Raw genomic sequence first — 15,504 nt, forward strand, 5'->3', positions numbered from 1 at the left:
AGTCCCCTCCTTACGAGCGCATTCTTGGATCGAGCGCGTCGCGCAGCGCGTCACCGAAGAGGTTGAAGGCCATTACGGTAATGATGATTGCGATACCAGGAATCACGGAGTAGTAGGTGTTGGATTGGATGTAGGGTTGCGAAGCTGAGATCATCTGTCCCCAGCTTGCCATGGGCGGCTGCACGCCGAGCCCCAAGAAGGACAGGGAGGCTTCGCTCATGATCGCCGACGGAATCCCCAAGCTCGCAGTCACGATCAGCGTGGAGGCCACATTGGGAAGCAGGTGACGGGTAATGATGCGCCAGCTGCTGCCGCCGGAAAGGATACAGGATTGGATGTATTCGGAGCTCTTGATCCGCATGACATCGCCGCGCACCAGGCGCGCCGTCGTACACCACATCAAAAGTCCTAAGGCTACATAGAGGTTTACGAGCCCCGGCCCGAGCACAAACATCACGACGATCGAGAAGAGCAAGAACGGGAAACTCGAGAAGACTTGGATGATGAAGGAGATCACCGCGTCCACTTTGCCCCCGAAGTAGCCTGCGCACACCCCCGCAAAGAAGCCGATCAGCGAAGCGATGAGCTGGGAGACAACGCCGACGGAGAGGGAGATCCTACAGCCATAGATGACGCGGGAGAGGATGTCCCGCCCGAACTCGTCGGTCCCGAAGGGATGTGCGGCACTCGGGGCCTGCAGCATCTGGTTTAAGGCCTGTGTGTCCGGGTCATAGGGTGCTATCAGCGGCGCGAGGATCGCCACCGCGATCAGCGCCACAATGATCCACAGGCACACCATGCCCACTGTATTCTTCTTCAGGATCCTCCAGGACACCGTCCAGTAGGTCTCTGCCCGCTTGGTAGCCGCCTTCGGGGTGCCCACCGCTTCAGCGGCATGCAGGTTATCCTCGTTGATCGAGTCGGCGATGCGCTCGGCCTCCTGGGTCTTCTTATCTTTTTTGTCTGAGTGAAGCAAAGCCATAGTTACTCCTGCGCCTCCCCACCGAGACGGATACGAGGGTCCGCAATCGCATAGAGAATGTCCACGACGAGATAGATGATCACACAGATCGTGGCGACATACATGACGCCACCCTCAATCAGGGGCAGGTCACGCGCGTTGATAGCATCGAGCAAGAGCTTACCGATACCCGGCAGCGAGAAGATCGACTCGATCAGGATAGAACCGGTGAAGATATCACCCAGCTGCGTACCTGCGATCGTGATGATCGGGATTAAAGCATTTCTGAAGCCGTGCCCCAAAATCACCGACCATCTCTTCAGGCCCTTCGCCTCTGCAGTGCGGATGTAGTCCTGATTCAGGACATCGAGCATCGAGGTGCGCGTCACACGCGCGATGGAGGCTGCATAGCGGAAAGAGAGCGCAAGAACCGGCAACACGAACGCATTTGCGCTCTTAGTCCCGGAGAGCGGGAACCACTTGAGGTTCAGCGCAAAGATGATCTGGAGAATGATAGCGACCCAAAAAGCCGGCGCAGAGATACCTAAGATAGCGAGCGACATAAGGATACGGTCCGCAGCCTTACCATGGTTGACCGCGGCGACCACACCGAAGATCAGGCCGACCGCAAGCGCAATCAAGTAGGCAAAGGTCGCTAAGGTTGCGGTTACCCCGACAGCACTCGAGAGCAACACGATCACCGGTCGGCGCTGCGCATAGGAGGTACCGAAGTCACCGTGCAGCATATTGCCAATCCAGGTGAGGTACTGCACTCCGACAGGTCGATCGAGCCCCATCGAATGGCGAACCTGCTCTACCACATTCTCGTCTGCCATCTCGCCCATCATGATCCGGACCGGATCGCCCGGTACGATGTTGAGTACAAAGAAGGTAATAGCAGAGATGCAAAGAATGACGCCGAGGGCCTGCAGGATCCTCTTTATGAGGTAACTTCTCATCGTCGCTCCCCTCAATCTATAGGTGGTAAAGGATAAAATAGGGTGGCACGCTTTCCCTTAAAGCGCACTCACCACACAACTGTTTTGTTCATCAATCTTTAGAATACAGGCCAAACATTACAGAGCAGTATACAAACCATACAAACGGTGAATCCTCATTGCTAGTGCAACAGCGAGGATTAAAGAACAGCAACCCGGGGTCTCTCACAATGTGATGGTATCCGCGAAAAAAACAATCAAAGGGGATTACCCTATGGGCTGCTACCATCATCTTAGCTTAGAGAAGCGAGAAGATGTCCTGCTTTCCCACCCTGAAGGCAAAGACATATCCCAAGATTGTCAGAAAGCTACGCCGCAACAAGTCGACCATAGCTTGTAAGTCTGCAACAAGCTCATGCAACCGGGAAGTATCCGATATGTGATACAGAGGCATCTGTTGCACAGAGGCACTGCAACAGATGCAGGCAGTGAAGTCTCAAAGAGCCTCTGTGCCTGTGTGCAGGACAAGACTGTCAACTGTCAGCTATCACCACAACAGATCACAGGAAGGCCCACACTAAAGAAGGGATCATCTCCTGTAGCCTGTGCCACGCTCTGCAGAGCTATCAGTGATCGCACACTTAAAGATAGCTTGGCCTTGTACGTATCGAGTTCCCCACGATATCGCCGACAGACCTGATAAGACAGAGGAGTATTTAAGGATCAAAGGCTGAGAAGGCAGATAGCACTGTGGGAAAGATAAGGGGCCTCACACTTGTCGGCAGGAAGCACAAGATACCTAAGCGCTACCTTTTGCACAGACACATACAGCACAAGCTGTAGCTGAGACAGGAAAGCTTGCTGTATCTGGTTGTCCTGTCAAGACCAGCACACCAAAGAAAGACAAAGAGGTCTGCACAGCACAGAGATGTCACACAGACACTGAAAGCTGAGTTTCTCTTCTGCCTGCCTTATCACCTGTGGCAAAAAGCGAGCGTTGAAAGACACTCATGGCCCTATCTAAGAGTACCCCCCAAAGCATACAAGCTTTCCTGATGCCACCTTATCTGAAGTCAGACAGCTCTATACGAATGCTACCAACCTAAGACCGAATAGATGCCTCGCTAACAAGACACCCTGGGACGTCTTTCACTTTCAGACATTGCAGTTGGTAGGGGGATTAAAGAAACAAAACAATTTGTCAGCTACTCAGATACTCCGTCTGAATAGTCTGCTTTGGTCGTGTCGATATCGAGATCCTCCAGGTGATAGGTTAAGTTGGCCACCTTCGCATTGAGGACATAGTCGTACGCGACGAACTGGTTTTGGGGCCAGTAGAGCGGTAAGGTCGCATAATCCTGGCGGGTGAGGATATTGTCTGCCTTCTGGTAGAGCCGCGCCTGTTCGGCAGGGTTCATCGTCGTGCGAGCCTGCGTGACCAACGCGTCGAACTGTGGGTTGTTGTAGAACGAGGAGTGCTTGGCGGCATTGTTCGCATAGAAGTAGGAATACATCAGATCGTCGGCACTCGGATAGGAGGCGTACCAACCCAGCGTTGTGACCTGCAGTGTCCCATCCGCCACATCCGACGCCCACGCGCCGTTGTCGACCACACGCATATCGAGATCGACTCCCACGTCTCGCCACATTGACTGGATCTGTGAGAGCTGCTGCTGGTTGATGCCCTTGCGAACCCGGGAGGTGAGGTGCAGGGAAGTAGCCCCTTCCTGTTCCAACAGCTGGCGGGCACGGTCAGGATCGTAGGCGAAAGCGGGGGCGGAACTGTCGTAACCGGGAATTGAGGGCGGCAGCCAACCTGAACAGACCGTGCCGGAGCCGGCAGCCACCGTATCAACAATCGTCTGCCGATCGATCGCAAGCGAGAGCGCCTGGCGTATTCGCGAATTTGTGAGCCCCATCGTGTCCGATAAGTTCAGATTCACCAGCTGAACCCCGAGGGTATCGTAGGGAGTGATCAGCGGCCCCACGTCTTTGTCGTCCTGATACTGTGCCAGAAGTTCGATCGGCAGATCGCAGTAGTCAATCTGGCCGTACTGGAAGGCCTTGAGTTTGTCAGAACTGTCCTCAAAAAATACGATGTGGATTTCATCGAGCGGTGGTTCACCCTCGTGGTAGTAACCATTAGGCTCGAGTACCACTTCGTCCTCGTCGTTGCTCACCAGGTAGTATTTGCCGGTCCCCAGAAAGTTGGTTCCATCCCCCCAGTCATCCCCGGCCTGCTCGCAGACATCCTCCGGGAAGATCTGAGCGTAGGGCAGTCCCAGACGTGGGATAAAGGGCGTAAACGGACTCGTAAGGTGAAACGTGAAGTGAGTATTGTCTTCGATCGTGATCCCTTCGTCGAGGGAATCGCCGCGCTCTGAGAGCATCTCGTTTGCTCCGGCGATATGGGCGTAGAGGTAGGCGCAGCGTGCCTGGGTATCAGGTCTGAACATCCGTTCAAAGGTATACTTCACGTCTTCAGCAGTGAGCTCGGTGCCATCCTGAAACTGAACTCCCTCTTTGAGGTTACAGTGCAAGGTCACTCCGTCATGCTCAAAGCGCGGGACTGAGGTCAGCAAACAGGGTTCCAACTGATTGTCTTGGTCCCACTTCAGCAGTGGCTCACAAACACAGTCAGAGATCGTGGCGGTCAGCGTATTAGCCGCAGTCTGCATATCGAGCACCTCGTGCGCATTGCCCTGCCCAAAGCGCAGGATCTTCCGCAAAGTAGTGGGGCTCATATCGCTCCGTGCACGCCGTTTGCCGCAGCCGGTGAGGCCGGAGAGGACCAACCCTGCTCCTAGTGCACCGGCACCCCTTACAAATGAGCGCCGCGTTATTGCATGTGGCATCGTGCCCCTCACCTCACAGACCTCTTTCAAACCGTCTTCACCCTACTGCAGAGGAGGGCCCCGTCAATAAAAAATCAGAAGACCAAAAGAGGCCCCGGCACATGCCAGGACCTCCCCTTCAATCGGCCATATATGACGACTATGAAGTACTACTTGTCCTTCTTCTCGTCAGCCTTATCAGCTTTGTCAGCTGCTGTGTCATCCTCAGGCTTCTCTGCCGGCTTCACCGGGACGTCGATGCCGAGCGTCTCAGCCGCAGCCTTCATGGACAGGGAGATACGACGACGGTCAAGGTCGATTTCCATAACCTTTACCTGGACCTTGTCGCCGACCTTACAGACCTGGGAAGGCGTGTCGACGTGCTGCTTAGCCATCTCAGAGATGTGAACTAAGCCCTCAACACCGTCGCCGAGGTCGACAAACGCACCGAAGGTGACGAGCTTCGTCACAGTGCCCTCGACGATTGCGCCGACCGGGTACTTCTTGACCAGGGTTCTCCAAGGATCCTCAGTGGTCTGCTTGAGGCCGAGGGAGATGCGCTCACGCTTCATATCGACGTCGAGCACCTGAACCTCGACTTCCTGACCGACATGGACAACCTCAGACGGATAGTTCACGTGGTTCCAGGAGAGCTCGGAGATGTGGATCAGGCCGTCGATGCCGCCCAGATCAACGAAAGCGCCGAAGTCAACGATGGAGGAAACGGTGCCCTTGAGACGCATACCAGGCTTAAGCTTGGACAGGATCTCGGAGCGCTCAGCCTTACGGGCCTCCTCGAGGACAACACGACGGGACAGAACGACATTGTTGCGGTTACGATCCATCTCGATAACGCGAGCCTCAATACGGGTGCCCAGATAGGCGTTCAGATCCTTGACTCTGCGCAGATCAACGAGGGATGCAGGCAGGAAGCCACGCAGGCCGATGTCGAGGATCAGGCCACCCTTGACGACCTCGATGACTTCGCCCTCCACATCCTCGCCCTTCTTGAACTTCTCCTCAACACGGTTCCAAGCACGCTCGTACTCCGCGCGTCTCTTGGAGAGGATGAGACGACCTTCCTTGTCCTCCTTCTGAAGGACCATGACTTCGATGGTATCGCCGAGTTTTACAACGTCTGCAGGATTAACATCTTTACGGATAGACAGTTCGCGCGCAGGAATGACGCCCTCCGACTTATAGCCGATGTCAAGCAGAACCTCATCATGCTCAATCTTGACGACCTTACCGGTCACTAAATCTCCCTCATCAAAATCTGTGACGTTGCTGTCAATGAGTTTATTCATTTCCTCATTGGACACGTCGTCAAGAGAAAAGACGGACGAGTTCTGAATCTCACTCAAAGGTGGACCCCTTTCGAAAACGGGGCCCCGGTGTCATGCTTGCCGTTGTCACGCTATCCGCTATTGTGTTCGTAGCAAATACCATAGACTTTTCAACGTACATGCTCTTGGGGGCCAATAGATACAGTTGCATGATTTTTATGCACTGTTAAGAGTATCGTGTTTCAGGCACTAAATGCAAGCTAAACGACATAATTTCAGATATTTTTTCCGCGGATGTACAATTATAGAGTAGATGGTTAACTGGTAGGTGCTGATGCCTCACCCTACGTTATTCATTTATGAGAGTTTTATACAATCGGGGAGTAGCACTCTCTGAGCGCGTAAAACCAGGTTATAGGAAGCACCGAATAACGTACGCACAACCTAAGACAAGGAAGATTGATGATCAAGGCCATCCTGTTCGATTTAGATGACACCTTACTGGACATCAGACTCGAATATTTCCTCTTCCGCTATATCTCAGGGCAGGCCCATATCTTCTCCGACATCTCAGGAAAGTCCTACCCCGCGGCCTTCGGATCCCTGGTCAATGCGTACCTGACAATCAACAATCAAAAGCGCACCGACGGCCTCACCAACCGGGAACTCTTCAATGCTACCTTAGGGAAATCCCTCGAGATCACTCCGGAGGATCCTATGGTTATGGATGCCCTGCACTGCTACGACACCGAAATCGTGCCTTCGATGAACAAAAAAGGCTTCTTTGAGTCACGCCCGGAACCCGGGGCCAACGAAGCCATTCAGAAAGTACAGGATATGGGGCTGACCATGGCGCTGGCGACGAACACGCTCTTCAGCCTCGAGGCCGATATGGTCCGGCTTGGCTGGGCAGGCATCGAGGATGCCCCTTTCGTCGCAATCTCTACGATCGACACCGCAACGCGCACCAAACCCTCCGCCCGCTACTATCAAGAGTTTCTAGGACAGATCGGGTTCAGTGCAGCGGAGTGCCTGATGGTCGGCAACGATATCCAGCGCGATTTCCCGCATCCGGATATCGGGTTACCGACTGCCTATGTCGGGCATGCAAATCCACGCCGCGCAGTCTTTCGCGGTAATCTTCACCAGTTCGCCCAAGAACTCCCGCGCTTAGTTGAGTCGCTGAACGCACAGGAGTCTGAGAACTAAGCCAACCGGTACCCTGCCTGCTTGACAGCATCACGGTAATTGTCTTTGTCAATCGGTGACTTGGAGCGGATATAGGCGGAACCATCTTTGAGATCGACGGTCGCCCAGGTGCCTTTTACGGAATCCAGGGCATTCGTCACATTGCGTGCGCAGTTTTCGCAGTGCATGCCACGGATCTTGACTGTCTCCGTATAGGGGTAGTGGGACTCGTCCGTATCCCCGATGTGTGCTTCGGGGAACCGAGAGTCTGAGCCGCCACCACCTCCGCCGCAGCAGCTCTTCTTGCCTGAAAAGACCTGGATCGCATGATGGAATGCAAATGCAAACGCGACGACAACCAGCGTCACAATAACAACGTCAGCTGAGCTCATGGTGTGTCTCCCTCTGCTTGTTGGTAACTGATTTTTACACCCCATAGGGGTATAAATATTCTATCCGTCTTCCTATTTAAGTAAGCAGTGGCTAACTGCTATTCGGTGAACAACACAAAGTGAACAAATTCAGAGTTTTTGGTGAGGACTTAGGCGCGGTAGCCCGTGTCCTCGATCAGGTGCGCTTTGTCATCCGCCGCACCCGTCGCCAGCGTGTCGCAGCGCTCATTGTAGGTGTCCCCTGCATGTCCCTTGACCCAAATAAAGGTGACCCGGTGCCGCTCAATCTGAGGCATTAGCCGTTTCCACAGGTCTATGTTCTCGACGGGCTTCTTGTTGGACTTCTTCCATCCACGTCGCTCCCAGTCTTCGACCCAGTGCTGTCTGAAAGCGTTCACCACATATTTTGAATCGGAATGAAGCTTCACCGCACAGGGCACCTTAAGAGCCTCTAGTGCCACGATCACCGCCAGCAGTTCCATACGGTTGTTCGTGGTCAGCCGATAGCCTTGGGAGAGCTCGAGCGTGTGCTCCTTCCCTCTTCCATCGATATAGATGAGCACCGCCCCATACCCGCCGGGGCCCGGGTTGTGCCGACAGGCCCCGTCGGTGTAGATCGTGACACGTCTCAGTGGTTGTGATCCTACCATAGCCCTACTTAGCCTCAGCCCAGTTGTCACCGTAGGAGACCTCTGCGATCAGGGGTACCTTCAGCTCGACGATGTGCTCCATCGTGTCTTTGACGAGCGCAGAGAGTACATCGATCTCGTCGCGAGGGACCTCAAAGTCCAACTCGTCGTGGATCTGCAGGATCAGTTTTGACTTCAGACCCTCTTTGCGGATGCGCTTTGGTACCTCCACCATCGCCATCTTGATGATGTCCGCAGCGGTGCCCTGCATCGGATGGTTCATCGCCACACGCTCCGCAAAGGAGCGCTTCTGGAAGTTGGAGCTTGCGATATCCGGGGTATAGCGACGGCGTCCATAGAGTGTAATCGCATAGCCCTCCCTATGTGCCAACTTGATGCACCGGTCGAGGAAGGTTCTCACACCCGGATAGACCTCAAAGTAGCGGTCTATCATCTCCTGCGCCTCTGAGCGCGGGATCTTGAGCGAGTTCGCCAGGCCATAGGCCTGCTGGCCGTAGACGATACCGAAATTGACAGCTTTCGCGCGTCTGCGCTGGTTCGGTGTCACTTGCTCCATCGGGATATTGAACACCCGGCTAGCGGTCATCGCGTGGAAGTCCGCCCCGGATCTGAAGGCTTCGATCAGGTGCTCATCTTCTGAAAGATGCGCCAGCAGTCTCAGCTCAATCTGAGAGTAATCGCAGGTCAGAAAGACATGGCTCTCCGGCGCGGTGAAGGCCAGGCGGACCCGGTGGCCAAGTTCAGAACGCGTAGGAATATTCTGTAGGTTCGGGTCGGAGCTGGAAAGTCTGCCAGTCGCCGCCACGGTCTGATTGAGGGTGGTGTGGATACGTCCGTCGGTCCGGATATCGTTCGGGAGGGCATCCAGGTAGGTAGATTTGATCTTGTTGCGCTCACGGTAATCAAGCACTTCCTGCACTAGGTCGCTCTTCTTCGCAAGCGAGCTCATGACCTCCGCATTGGTGGAATAGAAACCACTTCTGGTCTTCTTCAGGCCTGCCGTCGGCAATTTCAGAACATCGAAGAGGATGTGGGAGAGCTGGCGCGGGGAGTCGATATTGAACTCCTCGCCCGCTTTCGCGTAGATGTCCTCCACCACCTGCTCGATCTCACCGTTCAGCCCCTCTGACTGGCTCTTAAAGACTGAGCAGTCTACGTAGAGCCCGGTGCGCTCCATTCCGGTCAGGACAGGCAATAGCGGCATCTCAAGGTCGGTAAAGAGGTCAATGCACTGTTGCTCCTTCATGGCCTTCGTCAGCGGATCCACAAGCGCACGGGCTGCAAAGGCTTCAAGCGCAGCTTCCGGATAGGCATCCGTCGCATCCAGGAGCACTGAATTGGGGACGTAGCGTCCATAGACGTCTCGAACCTGGTAGGACACGCCTTCGGAGCGCAACAGGTAGGCGGCAACTGCAATATCAAAGATATGGGTCGAATCTACCTCGTAGGCATCGATTGCAGCGGGCAGCTTAGAATCCATCGGGCAAATCAGATGGAGAAGCTCCTTCACATTGCCAGCGGCAAACTTATGGTTGTTCACGATCTCGGTCAGCGCGTTCAGTGCCGCCTTGCCAGAGAGCCTGATTAGATTTTTGCCGGTGGAAAACCAGAGCGGCGTCTCCTCTTCTTTGTCGAGTGCCAACTTCAGCTGTTTGCCCTCAGTCTGTTGCTCAAGCGCGACACCGATCCAGTCATCCTCGGAAAACGCCTGTTCCAGGGCCTGTTGGCCTTTCTCATTGTTGAGGACCTTCGGGAGCTTCATCGTGGTCTCGGTCTTCCCCACTCCGGTCTGTGCCCCAACACCGCCGAGTTTCACCAAGCGCTTCACAATGCCGGTAAATCCGAGTGAGCCGAAGGCTCTCTCGACCTCAGCCGCGTCAAAGGTCGGGAACTTTGCATCCGCGAGATTGACGTCGATCGGAGTATCGGTACGGATCGTCGCCACCTTGCGGGAGAGCAGCGCGTCGTCGACGTGCGCCCGCAGGTTCTCCCCCATCTTGCCTTTGACCTCGTCCTTATGTGCCAGCACCTGATCGAGACTACCGTACTTGACGATCAGGGCTGCAGCCTTCTTGGGACCGATGCCTGGTACGCCGGGAATATTGTCGGAGGAGTCACCCTTGAGCCCGTAGAAGTCCGGGACCAAATCAGGAGTGATCCCGTGGTACAGATCATCCACTGACTCCGGGGTCATCACAGAGACTTCGGAGACGCCCTTCTTGGTAGAGACCACCTTTACATGGTCAGTTGCCAACTGATAGATATCACGATCGCCGGTGACAAGGTACATGTCATAGCCCTGCTCCTCACCTTGCTTAGCGAGGGTACCGAGGATGTCATCACCTTCCCAGCCCTCTGCCTCACAAACCGGGATGTCGAGCGTCTTGAGCAACTCTTTCACCATCGGGAACTGCTCGTAGAGCTCTTTGTCCATCGGCGGGCGCTGCGCCTTGTACTGCGGCAGTATCTCCATCCGCACCTTCGGCTTACCCTTATCGAAGGCACAGATGATCCCATCGGGGTGGAAGGTCTCCACCATCTTGATAAACATATTGAAGAAGCCAAAGAGGGCGTTAGTGGCCCTGCCGTCAGGCGCCGACATCGGCTGGCGGATCGCATGGTAGGCACGGTGCATAAGCGAGTTGCCGTCGATTACGGCGATCTTTTTGCGCTGCTTCCCTGCCTTTCCCGGCATAGCGGTTGCAGTATCTGTATCGGACATGGTTTTGCCTCCATGAAATTAGTTTCTCGCCCCCCTATTGTACCCAAGAGTCTCGACATCCTGCCTAACAAGCGGACCTGGCACGCGCACATCACGAAAGAACCCTCCCGCCCTTGAGGACGAAAGGGTTCGTTGCTGCCGTATAATGGGCGTTTACCGTTACACGTAGAAGAGCATCTTGTTGTAGCTCGGGACCGGCCAATACTCATGGCCGCACACTTTTTCCATACTGTCGATGAGGCTGCGCAGCTTCTTCATAGCCGGAATCACGTTGTCACGGTAAGCATAGTCTTCGTCCTGGATATTATCGTTGGCCTTCGCTTCACTGTTGACCTTTTCCAGCTCGTTGACCGTGTCGGTGATCTGGGCGATCTTGTCGGTCGCATCTTGCACCATGTTCTTCTCAGTCGGCGCATCGATCCCGATCGCCCGCTTGGCCTCGACGGACTTGGACAGATCGGAGGAGAAGCGGATGATCGCGGGCAGATACAAGTGGTGCGTCATGTACACCATCGTATTCACCTCGATGTTCAGGAGCTTCGCATACTGCTCCGCCTTCGCGGAGTAGCGAGCACGGACTTCCTTCTCGCTCAGGACATCGTACTTCTTAAAGAAATCGATGTTCTCCTTCTTGATGATGCAGGGAAGTGCATCTGGGGTGGTCTTCAGATTCGGCAGGCCTCTGCGCTCTGCTTCCTTCTCCCACTCCTTAGAATAGCCGTTGCCCTCAAAGAGGATCCGCTGGTGATCACGGAAGGTGTGGCGCACAAAGCGCATCGCGATATAGACGAAGTCCTCTTTTTTGACTCCCGCCATGTAGTGGACGAAGCGATCGCACTGCTCCGCCACCGCAGTATTCAGCACTACGTTGGGGTCAGAGAGGTTCTGTTGGCTGCCACACATACGGAACTCAAACTTGTTGCCAGTAAAGGCGAAGGGGCTCGTACGGTTGCGGTCAGTGTCGTCGCGCAAGAAGTTCGGGAGCGCCGGGACGCCCAAGTCCATCATCTCGCGGGTCGGGGATTCAGGTTCTTCCTTCTTGATCAGCGCTTCGACGATCGGGTGCAGCGCATCGCCCAGATATACCGAGATGATCGCCGGTGGCGCCTCGTTGGCACCCAAACGATGGTCGTTCCCGACAGAAGCAACCGAGGCACGCAACAGATCCGCATGGTTGTCGACCGCGGCAACGAGGCACGCTAAGAAGACCAGGAACTGCAGGTTATCCTCCGGATCATCGCCCGGCTCGAGCAAGTCCTTGCCGTCTGCCACGAGCGACCAGTTGTTGTGCTTGCCGGAGCCGTTCACGTAGTCAAACGGCTTCTCATTCTGCAGGCACGCCAGGTTGTGGCGCGAAGCGATGAGCTTCATCTTTTCCATGGTCACGAGGTTGTCATCGATTGCGACCGGGCCTCGCTCATAGATATTGGCCAGCTCGTGCTGGCAAGGCGCCACCTCATTGTGCTTCGTTTTGGCAGGGATACCGAGCTTCCAGAGCTCATCGTCTAGCTCCTTCATAAAAGAGGAGACAGCGGGGCGGATCGCACCAAAATAGTGCTCCTCGAGCTCCTGACCCTTTGCGGGCTCACAGCCGAAGAGTGTGCGTCCCGTGAGGATGAGGTCCGGACGGGTCTTGTAATCTTCCTCAGTGATCAGGAAATACTCCTGCTCAGGACCGACGGTCGTATGGACGCGTTTCGGAGTCTGTCCGAAGAGCTTGAGCACCCGCTTGACCTGCTTTTCGAGCGCTACCTCAGAGCGCAAGAGCGGGGTCTTCTTATCGAGGGCCTCACCGGTATAGGAGATAAAGGCAGTCGGAATGCAGAGCACTTCGTCTTTGATAAAGACGGGGCTCGTCGGATCCCATACGGTATAGCCGCGGGCTTCAAAGGTCGCACGCAGACCACCGGAGGGGAAACTGGACGCATCCGGCTCTCCCTGGATCAGTTCTTTGCCAGAGAGTGCCATCAGCACCGTGCCGTCTTTGCGTGGATTGATAAAAGAATCGTGCTTCTCAGAGGTAATCCCAGTCAGCGGCTGGAACCAGTGCGTGTAGTGCGTGGCCCCATGCTCGAGCGCCCACTCTTTCATTGCGTGCGCGACCTCGTTTGCGATATCGAGGTCGAGATCATCCCCCGTATCGATCACATGCTTCAGCTTCTTGTACGTTGGTTTTGACAGCCGCTCCTGCATGTCTACATCGGTAAAGCGCAGGAGACCATACTCTGACGTAACCTTATCCTCTGCCATCGCTCATCCCCCTTAGGTGTCTTAAAAGCGCCTGTCGGATTTGCTAACAACAATATTCAGCGTACACATTTTGAAGTGGTATTGCAGAATTTTCTTCAGAGTACCACGGAACATGGGCGCAGGTTCAAAGTGGGAACCGAGACGAAAAAGGCTCTTCGCTACTTATGGTGGACAGCACTCCTGCATCCCCTTGAGCACGTGGTACCCGGACAGCCAAGATTTTGGCGACGGATGCGATCCAAAGGTTGCGATATAGATGCTTAAGGCAGGTATGCTGACAAGGCTCTCTAAGAGATCCCAGGGGGCTTAGAGACGAAAGGGGGCTCTTCGATGTCTGGTTTAAGGAGCGCAGATGAGTGCAGGACATCCTGCATGTGAGGGTGGTACACGTCAGGGCCAGGTAAGTGGTGAGTCCTGCCTTCCACAGGCGCTGTAGCACCTGTGGCAGACGCAAGAGGATCTTGTGGCATCTCGATATCTGGCAATACGAGACGATTGTACACGGCGCAGTGTTGAGGCCCCAAAGACGGCGTGCATGCCGCAAGGATACTCTGGGAGGTGTGGCCGAAGACGCATCGCGGCGCTCTTTGAGGCCCAGCTGATCGTTTGTCATGAGCGTTGTGGCCATAAGCCTCTGCACGAGACAGCCCATGCGCATATGGAGACTGCTTGGGAAGGCGACATCGAAGGCAAGGGACGCAGCAGACTATTCCAGAGTCGTGTGTGTAGGCACAGACGACACCGCCAAAAGGTGCGACCAAAGCTGTATCAGCATCATGGCTGACCTCGACTACCAGCGCACCCCCGCCATCACGGAAGGCAAAGGACAAAGGTGACACAGGCAGGCTCTGAGATGAGCTTAAAGGAGCACACGGGGACAGGACGGAGATCTTAGAGGTCATACGCGACATAGCAAAGGCATAACTCCCTGGGAGTCACCGCAGCGATGCCCCAGGCCGCCCAGATCCTGGACAGCTTCCATGTGGTGGCAGCTCTTCACAAAGGCGACAGACCCTGTGAGGTGCACGCAGAGGCGCGAGTCGGCGAAGAAGCACAAGGATGCTTACCCAGACGAACTTACGCATGGCTAAAGAGAAAGAAGAGCCTCACAGAGTGCCGGCTTGCGAAGAGGGAGGAGCTCGACCCTGCGAAGACACATCTCAGGGGGGCGCGTGCCTGTCAGACGGCAAAGCGATGCAGGACGTCTATGGCTGCCCCGACAGAGAATCTACAGCCAAAGCCCCAGACCGGCTCTGTTTGTGGATGATGCACTCTGCTGTGGCTAAGATCAAGAGGATGGCAGGTACCTTTAGGCAGGAGCGTAAGGGAATCTTGAACTGGTGGAGGAGGGATCCACCAATTCGTTTCTCGAAAGGCTCAACTCCCCCGCCCAGTCAGCAAAAAGCACTGCCAGCGGCTTCAGAAGCATCGCCTACAACAAGACGATAATCTTCTTCAGACTGGGAAACTCAACTTCTCGGTCCAGAGTCAGCTTGCATGCGCTATCCACTAGAGACGTCGAAGAGCCGAACAAGCCCTGCTGCCTGAAAGCAGCAAGGCCCAGAAATAACACTGTTAGAGACGCTAGTCTTCAAGTCTGTTGTCCGACTTATCTGACTTCATCTTAATGCCCTCAATCAAACCGACGATACCCGTGTACACCAGGGCGACCCCAGTGACGATCATGGACACGTCCGCCATCATGAACGGCGACCACATGACCATGAAGCCCAGGATAATCATCAGGACACCGCCGAAGATCTGCCAGCCGGTGTGCGTAGCGCCAAACGCGCGCGCGGCGTTCACGAAGTAGAGGAAGTTGAAGCCGAAGATGATCAAGTCGATACCAATCAGGATGAAAATCCAGGCAACAAAGAACTGCGGCCAGTTGACGATCATGAGGCCCAGGAAGAAGTCCAAAAGTCCTTCGAAGAGCTCAATCTGCGACAGCAGGATACTGAAGTGGGCAAAGGAACTGATCAGAGCGACGATACCGCCGATCAGCAGAAACCAGCCGGTAGCCAATGTGATAAACATCGTGGCGCCGGTGGGGTGCGTGAAGGCGAGGATGCCTAGAACGATCGAAATGATGCTGCTGACAATGACTGACAATTTGGAGCGTCTTACATGTATATCAAACATAGTTGCTCTCCTTTTATCGATCTGTATGAGAACTATCGTCTAAGCGATAGATAATCTACCCACTTCACACTTAGATTTCAATCAGAATACGTTCTTTTTACCTTATTTGAGATAATACCAGGCTGCTCGAGCTCTCTGTCA

The 15,504-nt window shown here is 54.8% G+C and carries 11 protein-coding genes; 2 read left to right on the forward strand and 9 right to left on the reverse strand.

From position 1 onward, the window contains the following. Positions 1 to 10: 10 nt before the first annotated feature. From J4859_RS11935 to rpsA, 4 genes are all read right to left on the reverse strand, one after another. Positions 11 to 982 carry an ABC transporter permease gene (locus J4859_RS11935; protein WP_212330046.1) on the reverse strand — a complete coding sequence of 324 codons (972 nt, stop codon included), beginning with the start codon at positions 980 to 982 and terminating at the stop codon, positions 11 to 13. 2 nt (positions 983 to 984) lie between these two features. Further along, positions 985 to 1,920: an ABC transporter permease gene (locus tag J4859_RS11940; RefSeq protein WP_212330048.1), complete on the reverse strand. Its 936-nt coding sequence runs from the start codon at positions 1,918 to 1,920 to the stop codon at positions 985 to 987. 1,184 nt (positions 1,921 to 3,104) lie between these two features. Beyond that, entirely contained in the window at positions 3,105 to 4,754 is a 1,650-nt protein-coding gene (locus J4859_RS11945; RefSeq protein ID WP_212330050.1) for an ABC transporter substrate-binding protein, read from the reverse strand. Between the two features lie 149 nt (positions 4,755 to 4,903). Beyond that, positions 4,904 to 6,097, reverse strand: coding sequence for a 30S ribosomal protein S1 (rpsA, locus tag J4859_RS11950; protein ID WP_212330052.1), 1,194 nt, complete (start codon positions 6,095 to 6,097; stop codon positions 4,904 to 4,906). A 384-nt stretch (positions 6,098 to 6,481) separates the two neighbouring features. On the opposite strand from rpsA, the gene J4859_RS11955 reads away from it, so the two are divergent. Continuing rightward, on the forward strand, positions 6,482 to 7,228 hold the full coding sequence (locus J4859_RS11955; RefSeq protein WP_212330054.1) for an HAD family hydrolase: 747 nt from the start codon (positions 6,482 to 6,484) through the stop codon (positions 7,226 to 7,228). On the opposite strand, the gene J4859_RS11960 is transcribed toward J4859_RS11955, so the two are convergent. The 4 genes from J4859_RS11960 to J4859_RS11975 form a co-directional block, all read right to left on the reverse strand. Further along, complete coding sequence (locus J4859_RS11960; RefSeq protein WP_212330056.1) at positions 7,225 to 7,599, reverse strand: heavy-metal-associated domain-containing protein; 375 nt, start codon at positions 7,597 to 7,599, stop codon at positions 7,225 to 7,227. The two genes, J4859_RS11955 and J4859_RS11960, sit on opposite strands and share 4 nt — an antisense overlap. A gap of 149 nt (positions 7,600 to 7,748) precedes the next feature. Next, entirely contained in the window at positions 7,749 to 8,249 is a 501-nt protein-coding gene (gene rnhA, locus J4859_RS11965) for a ribonuclease HI (protein ID WP_212330058.1), read from the reverse strand. Positions 8,250 to 8,253: 4 nt separating this feature from the next. Continuing rightward, positions 8,254 to 10,971, reverse strand: a complete 2,718-nt coding sequence (gene polA, locus J4859_RS11970) for a DNA polymerase I (protein WP_212330059.1) — start codon at positions 10,969 to 10,971, stop codon at positions 8,254 to 8,256. A 159-nt stretch (positions 10,972 to 11,130) separates the two neighbouring features. Continuing rightward, positions 11,131 to 13,221: a glutamine synthetase III gene (locus tag J4859_RS11975; RefSeq protein ID WP_212330061.1), complete on the reverse strand. Its 2,091-nt coding sequence runs from the start codon at positions 13,219 to 13,221 to the stop codon at positions 11,131 to 11,133. 946 nt (positions 13,222 to 14,167) lie between these two features. Between J4859_RS11975 and J4859_RS17885 the strand changes: the two genes are divergently transcribed. Then, positions 14,168 to 14,488, forward strand: a complete 321-nt coding sequence (locus tag J4859_RS17885) for a transposase (RefSeq protein ID WP_212330063.1) — start codon at positions 14,168 to 14,170, stop codon at positions 14,486 to 14,488. 317 nt (positions 14,489 to 14,805) lie between these two features. Here the strand turns inward: J4859_RS17885 and J4859_RS11990 are convergent, their stop codons facing one another. Continuing rightward, complete coding sequence (locus J4859_RS11990) at positions 14,806 to 15,363, reverse strand: HdeD family acid-resistance protein (RefSeq protein ID WP_212330067.1); 558 nt, start codon at positions 15,361 to 15,363, stop codon at positions 14,806 to 14,808. Between the last annotated feature and the right edge of the window lie 141 nt (positions 15,364 to 15,504).

The sequence above is a fragment of the Atopobium sp. oral taxon 416 genome (genome assembly GCF_018128285.1).
GTDB lineage: Bacteria > Actinomycetota > Coriobacteriia > Coriobacteriales > Atopobiaceae > Olsenella_L.

Bases quoted from the DNA above. Each gene is read 5' to 3' on its own strand.
- polA (WP_212330059.1), bottom strand. From the start codon at position 10,971: ATGTCCGATACAGATACTGCAACCGCTATGCCGGGAAAGGCAGGGAAG.
- J4859_RS11955 (WP_212330054.1), top strand. From the start codon at position 6,482: ATGATCAAGGCCATCCTGTTCGATTTAGATGACACCTTACTGGACATC.
- J4859_RS11935 (WP_212330046.1), bottom strand. From the start codon at position 982: ATGGCTTTGCTTCACTCAGACAAAAAAGATAAGAAGACCCAGGAGGCC.
- J4859_RS11940 (WP_212330048.1), bottom strand. From the start codon at position 1,920: ATGAGAAGTTACCTCATAAAGAGGATCCTGCAGGCCCTCGGCGTCATT.
- J4859_RS11945 (WP_212330050.1), bottom strand. From the start codon at position 4,754: ATGCCACATGCAATAACGCGGCGCTCATTTGTAAGGGGTGCCGGTGCA.
- J4859_RS11975 (WP_212330061.1), bottom strand. From the start codon at position 13,221: ATGGCAGAGGATAAGGTTACGTCAGAGTATGGTCTCCTGCGCTTTACC.
- J4859_RS11990 (WP_212330067.1), bottom strand. From the start codon at position 15,363: ATGTTTGATATACATGTAAGACGCTCCAAATTGTCAGTCATTGTCAGC.
- J4859_RS17885 (WP_212330063.1), top strand. From the start codon at position 14,168: ATGCCCCAGGCCGCCCAGATCCTGGACAGCTTCCATGTGGTGGCAGCT.
- rnhA (WP_212330058.1), bottom strand. From the start codon at position 8,249: ATGGTAGGATCACAACCACTGAGACGTGTCACGATCTACACCGACGGG.
- J4859_RS11960 (WP_212330056.1), bottom strand. From the start codon at position 7,599: ATGAGCTCAGCTGACGTTGTTATTGTGACGCTGGTTGTCGTCGCGTTT.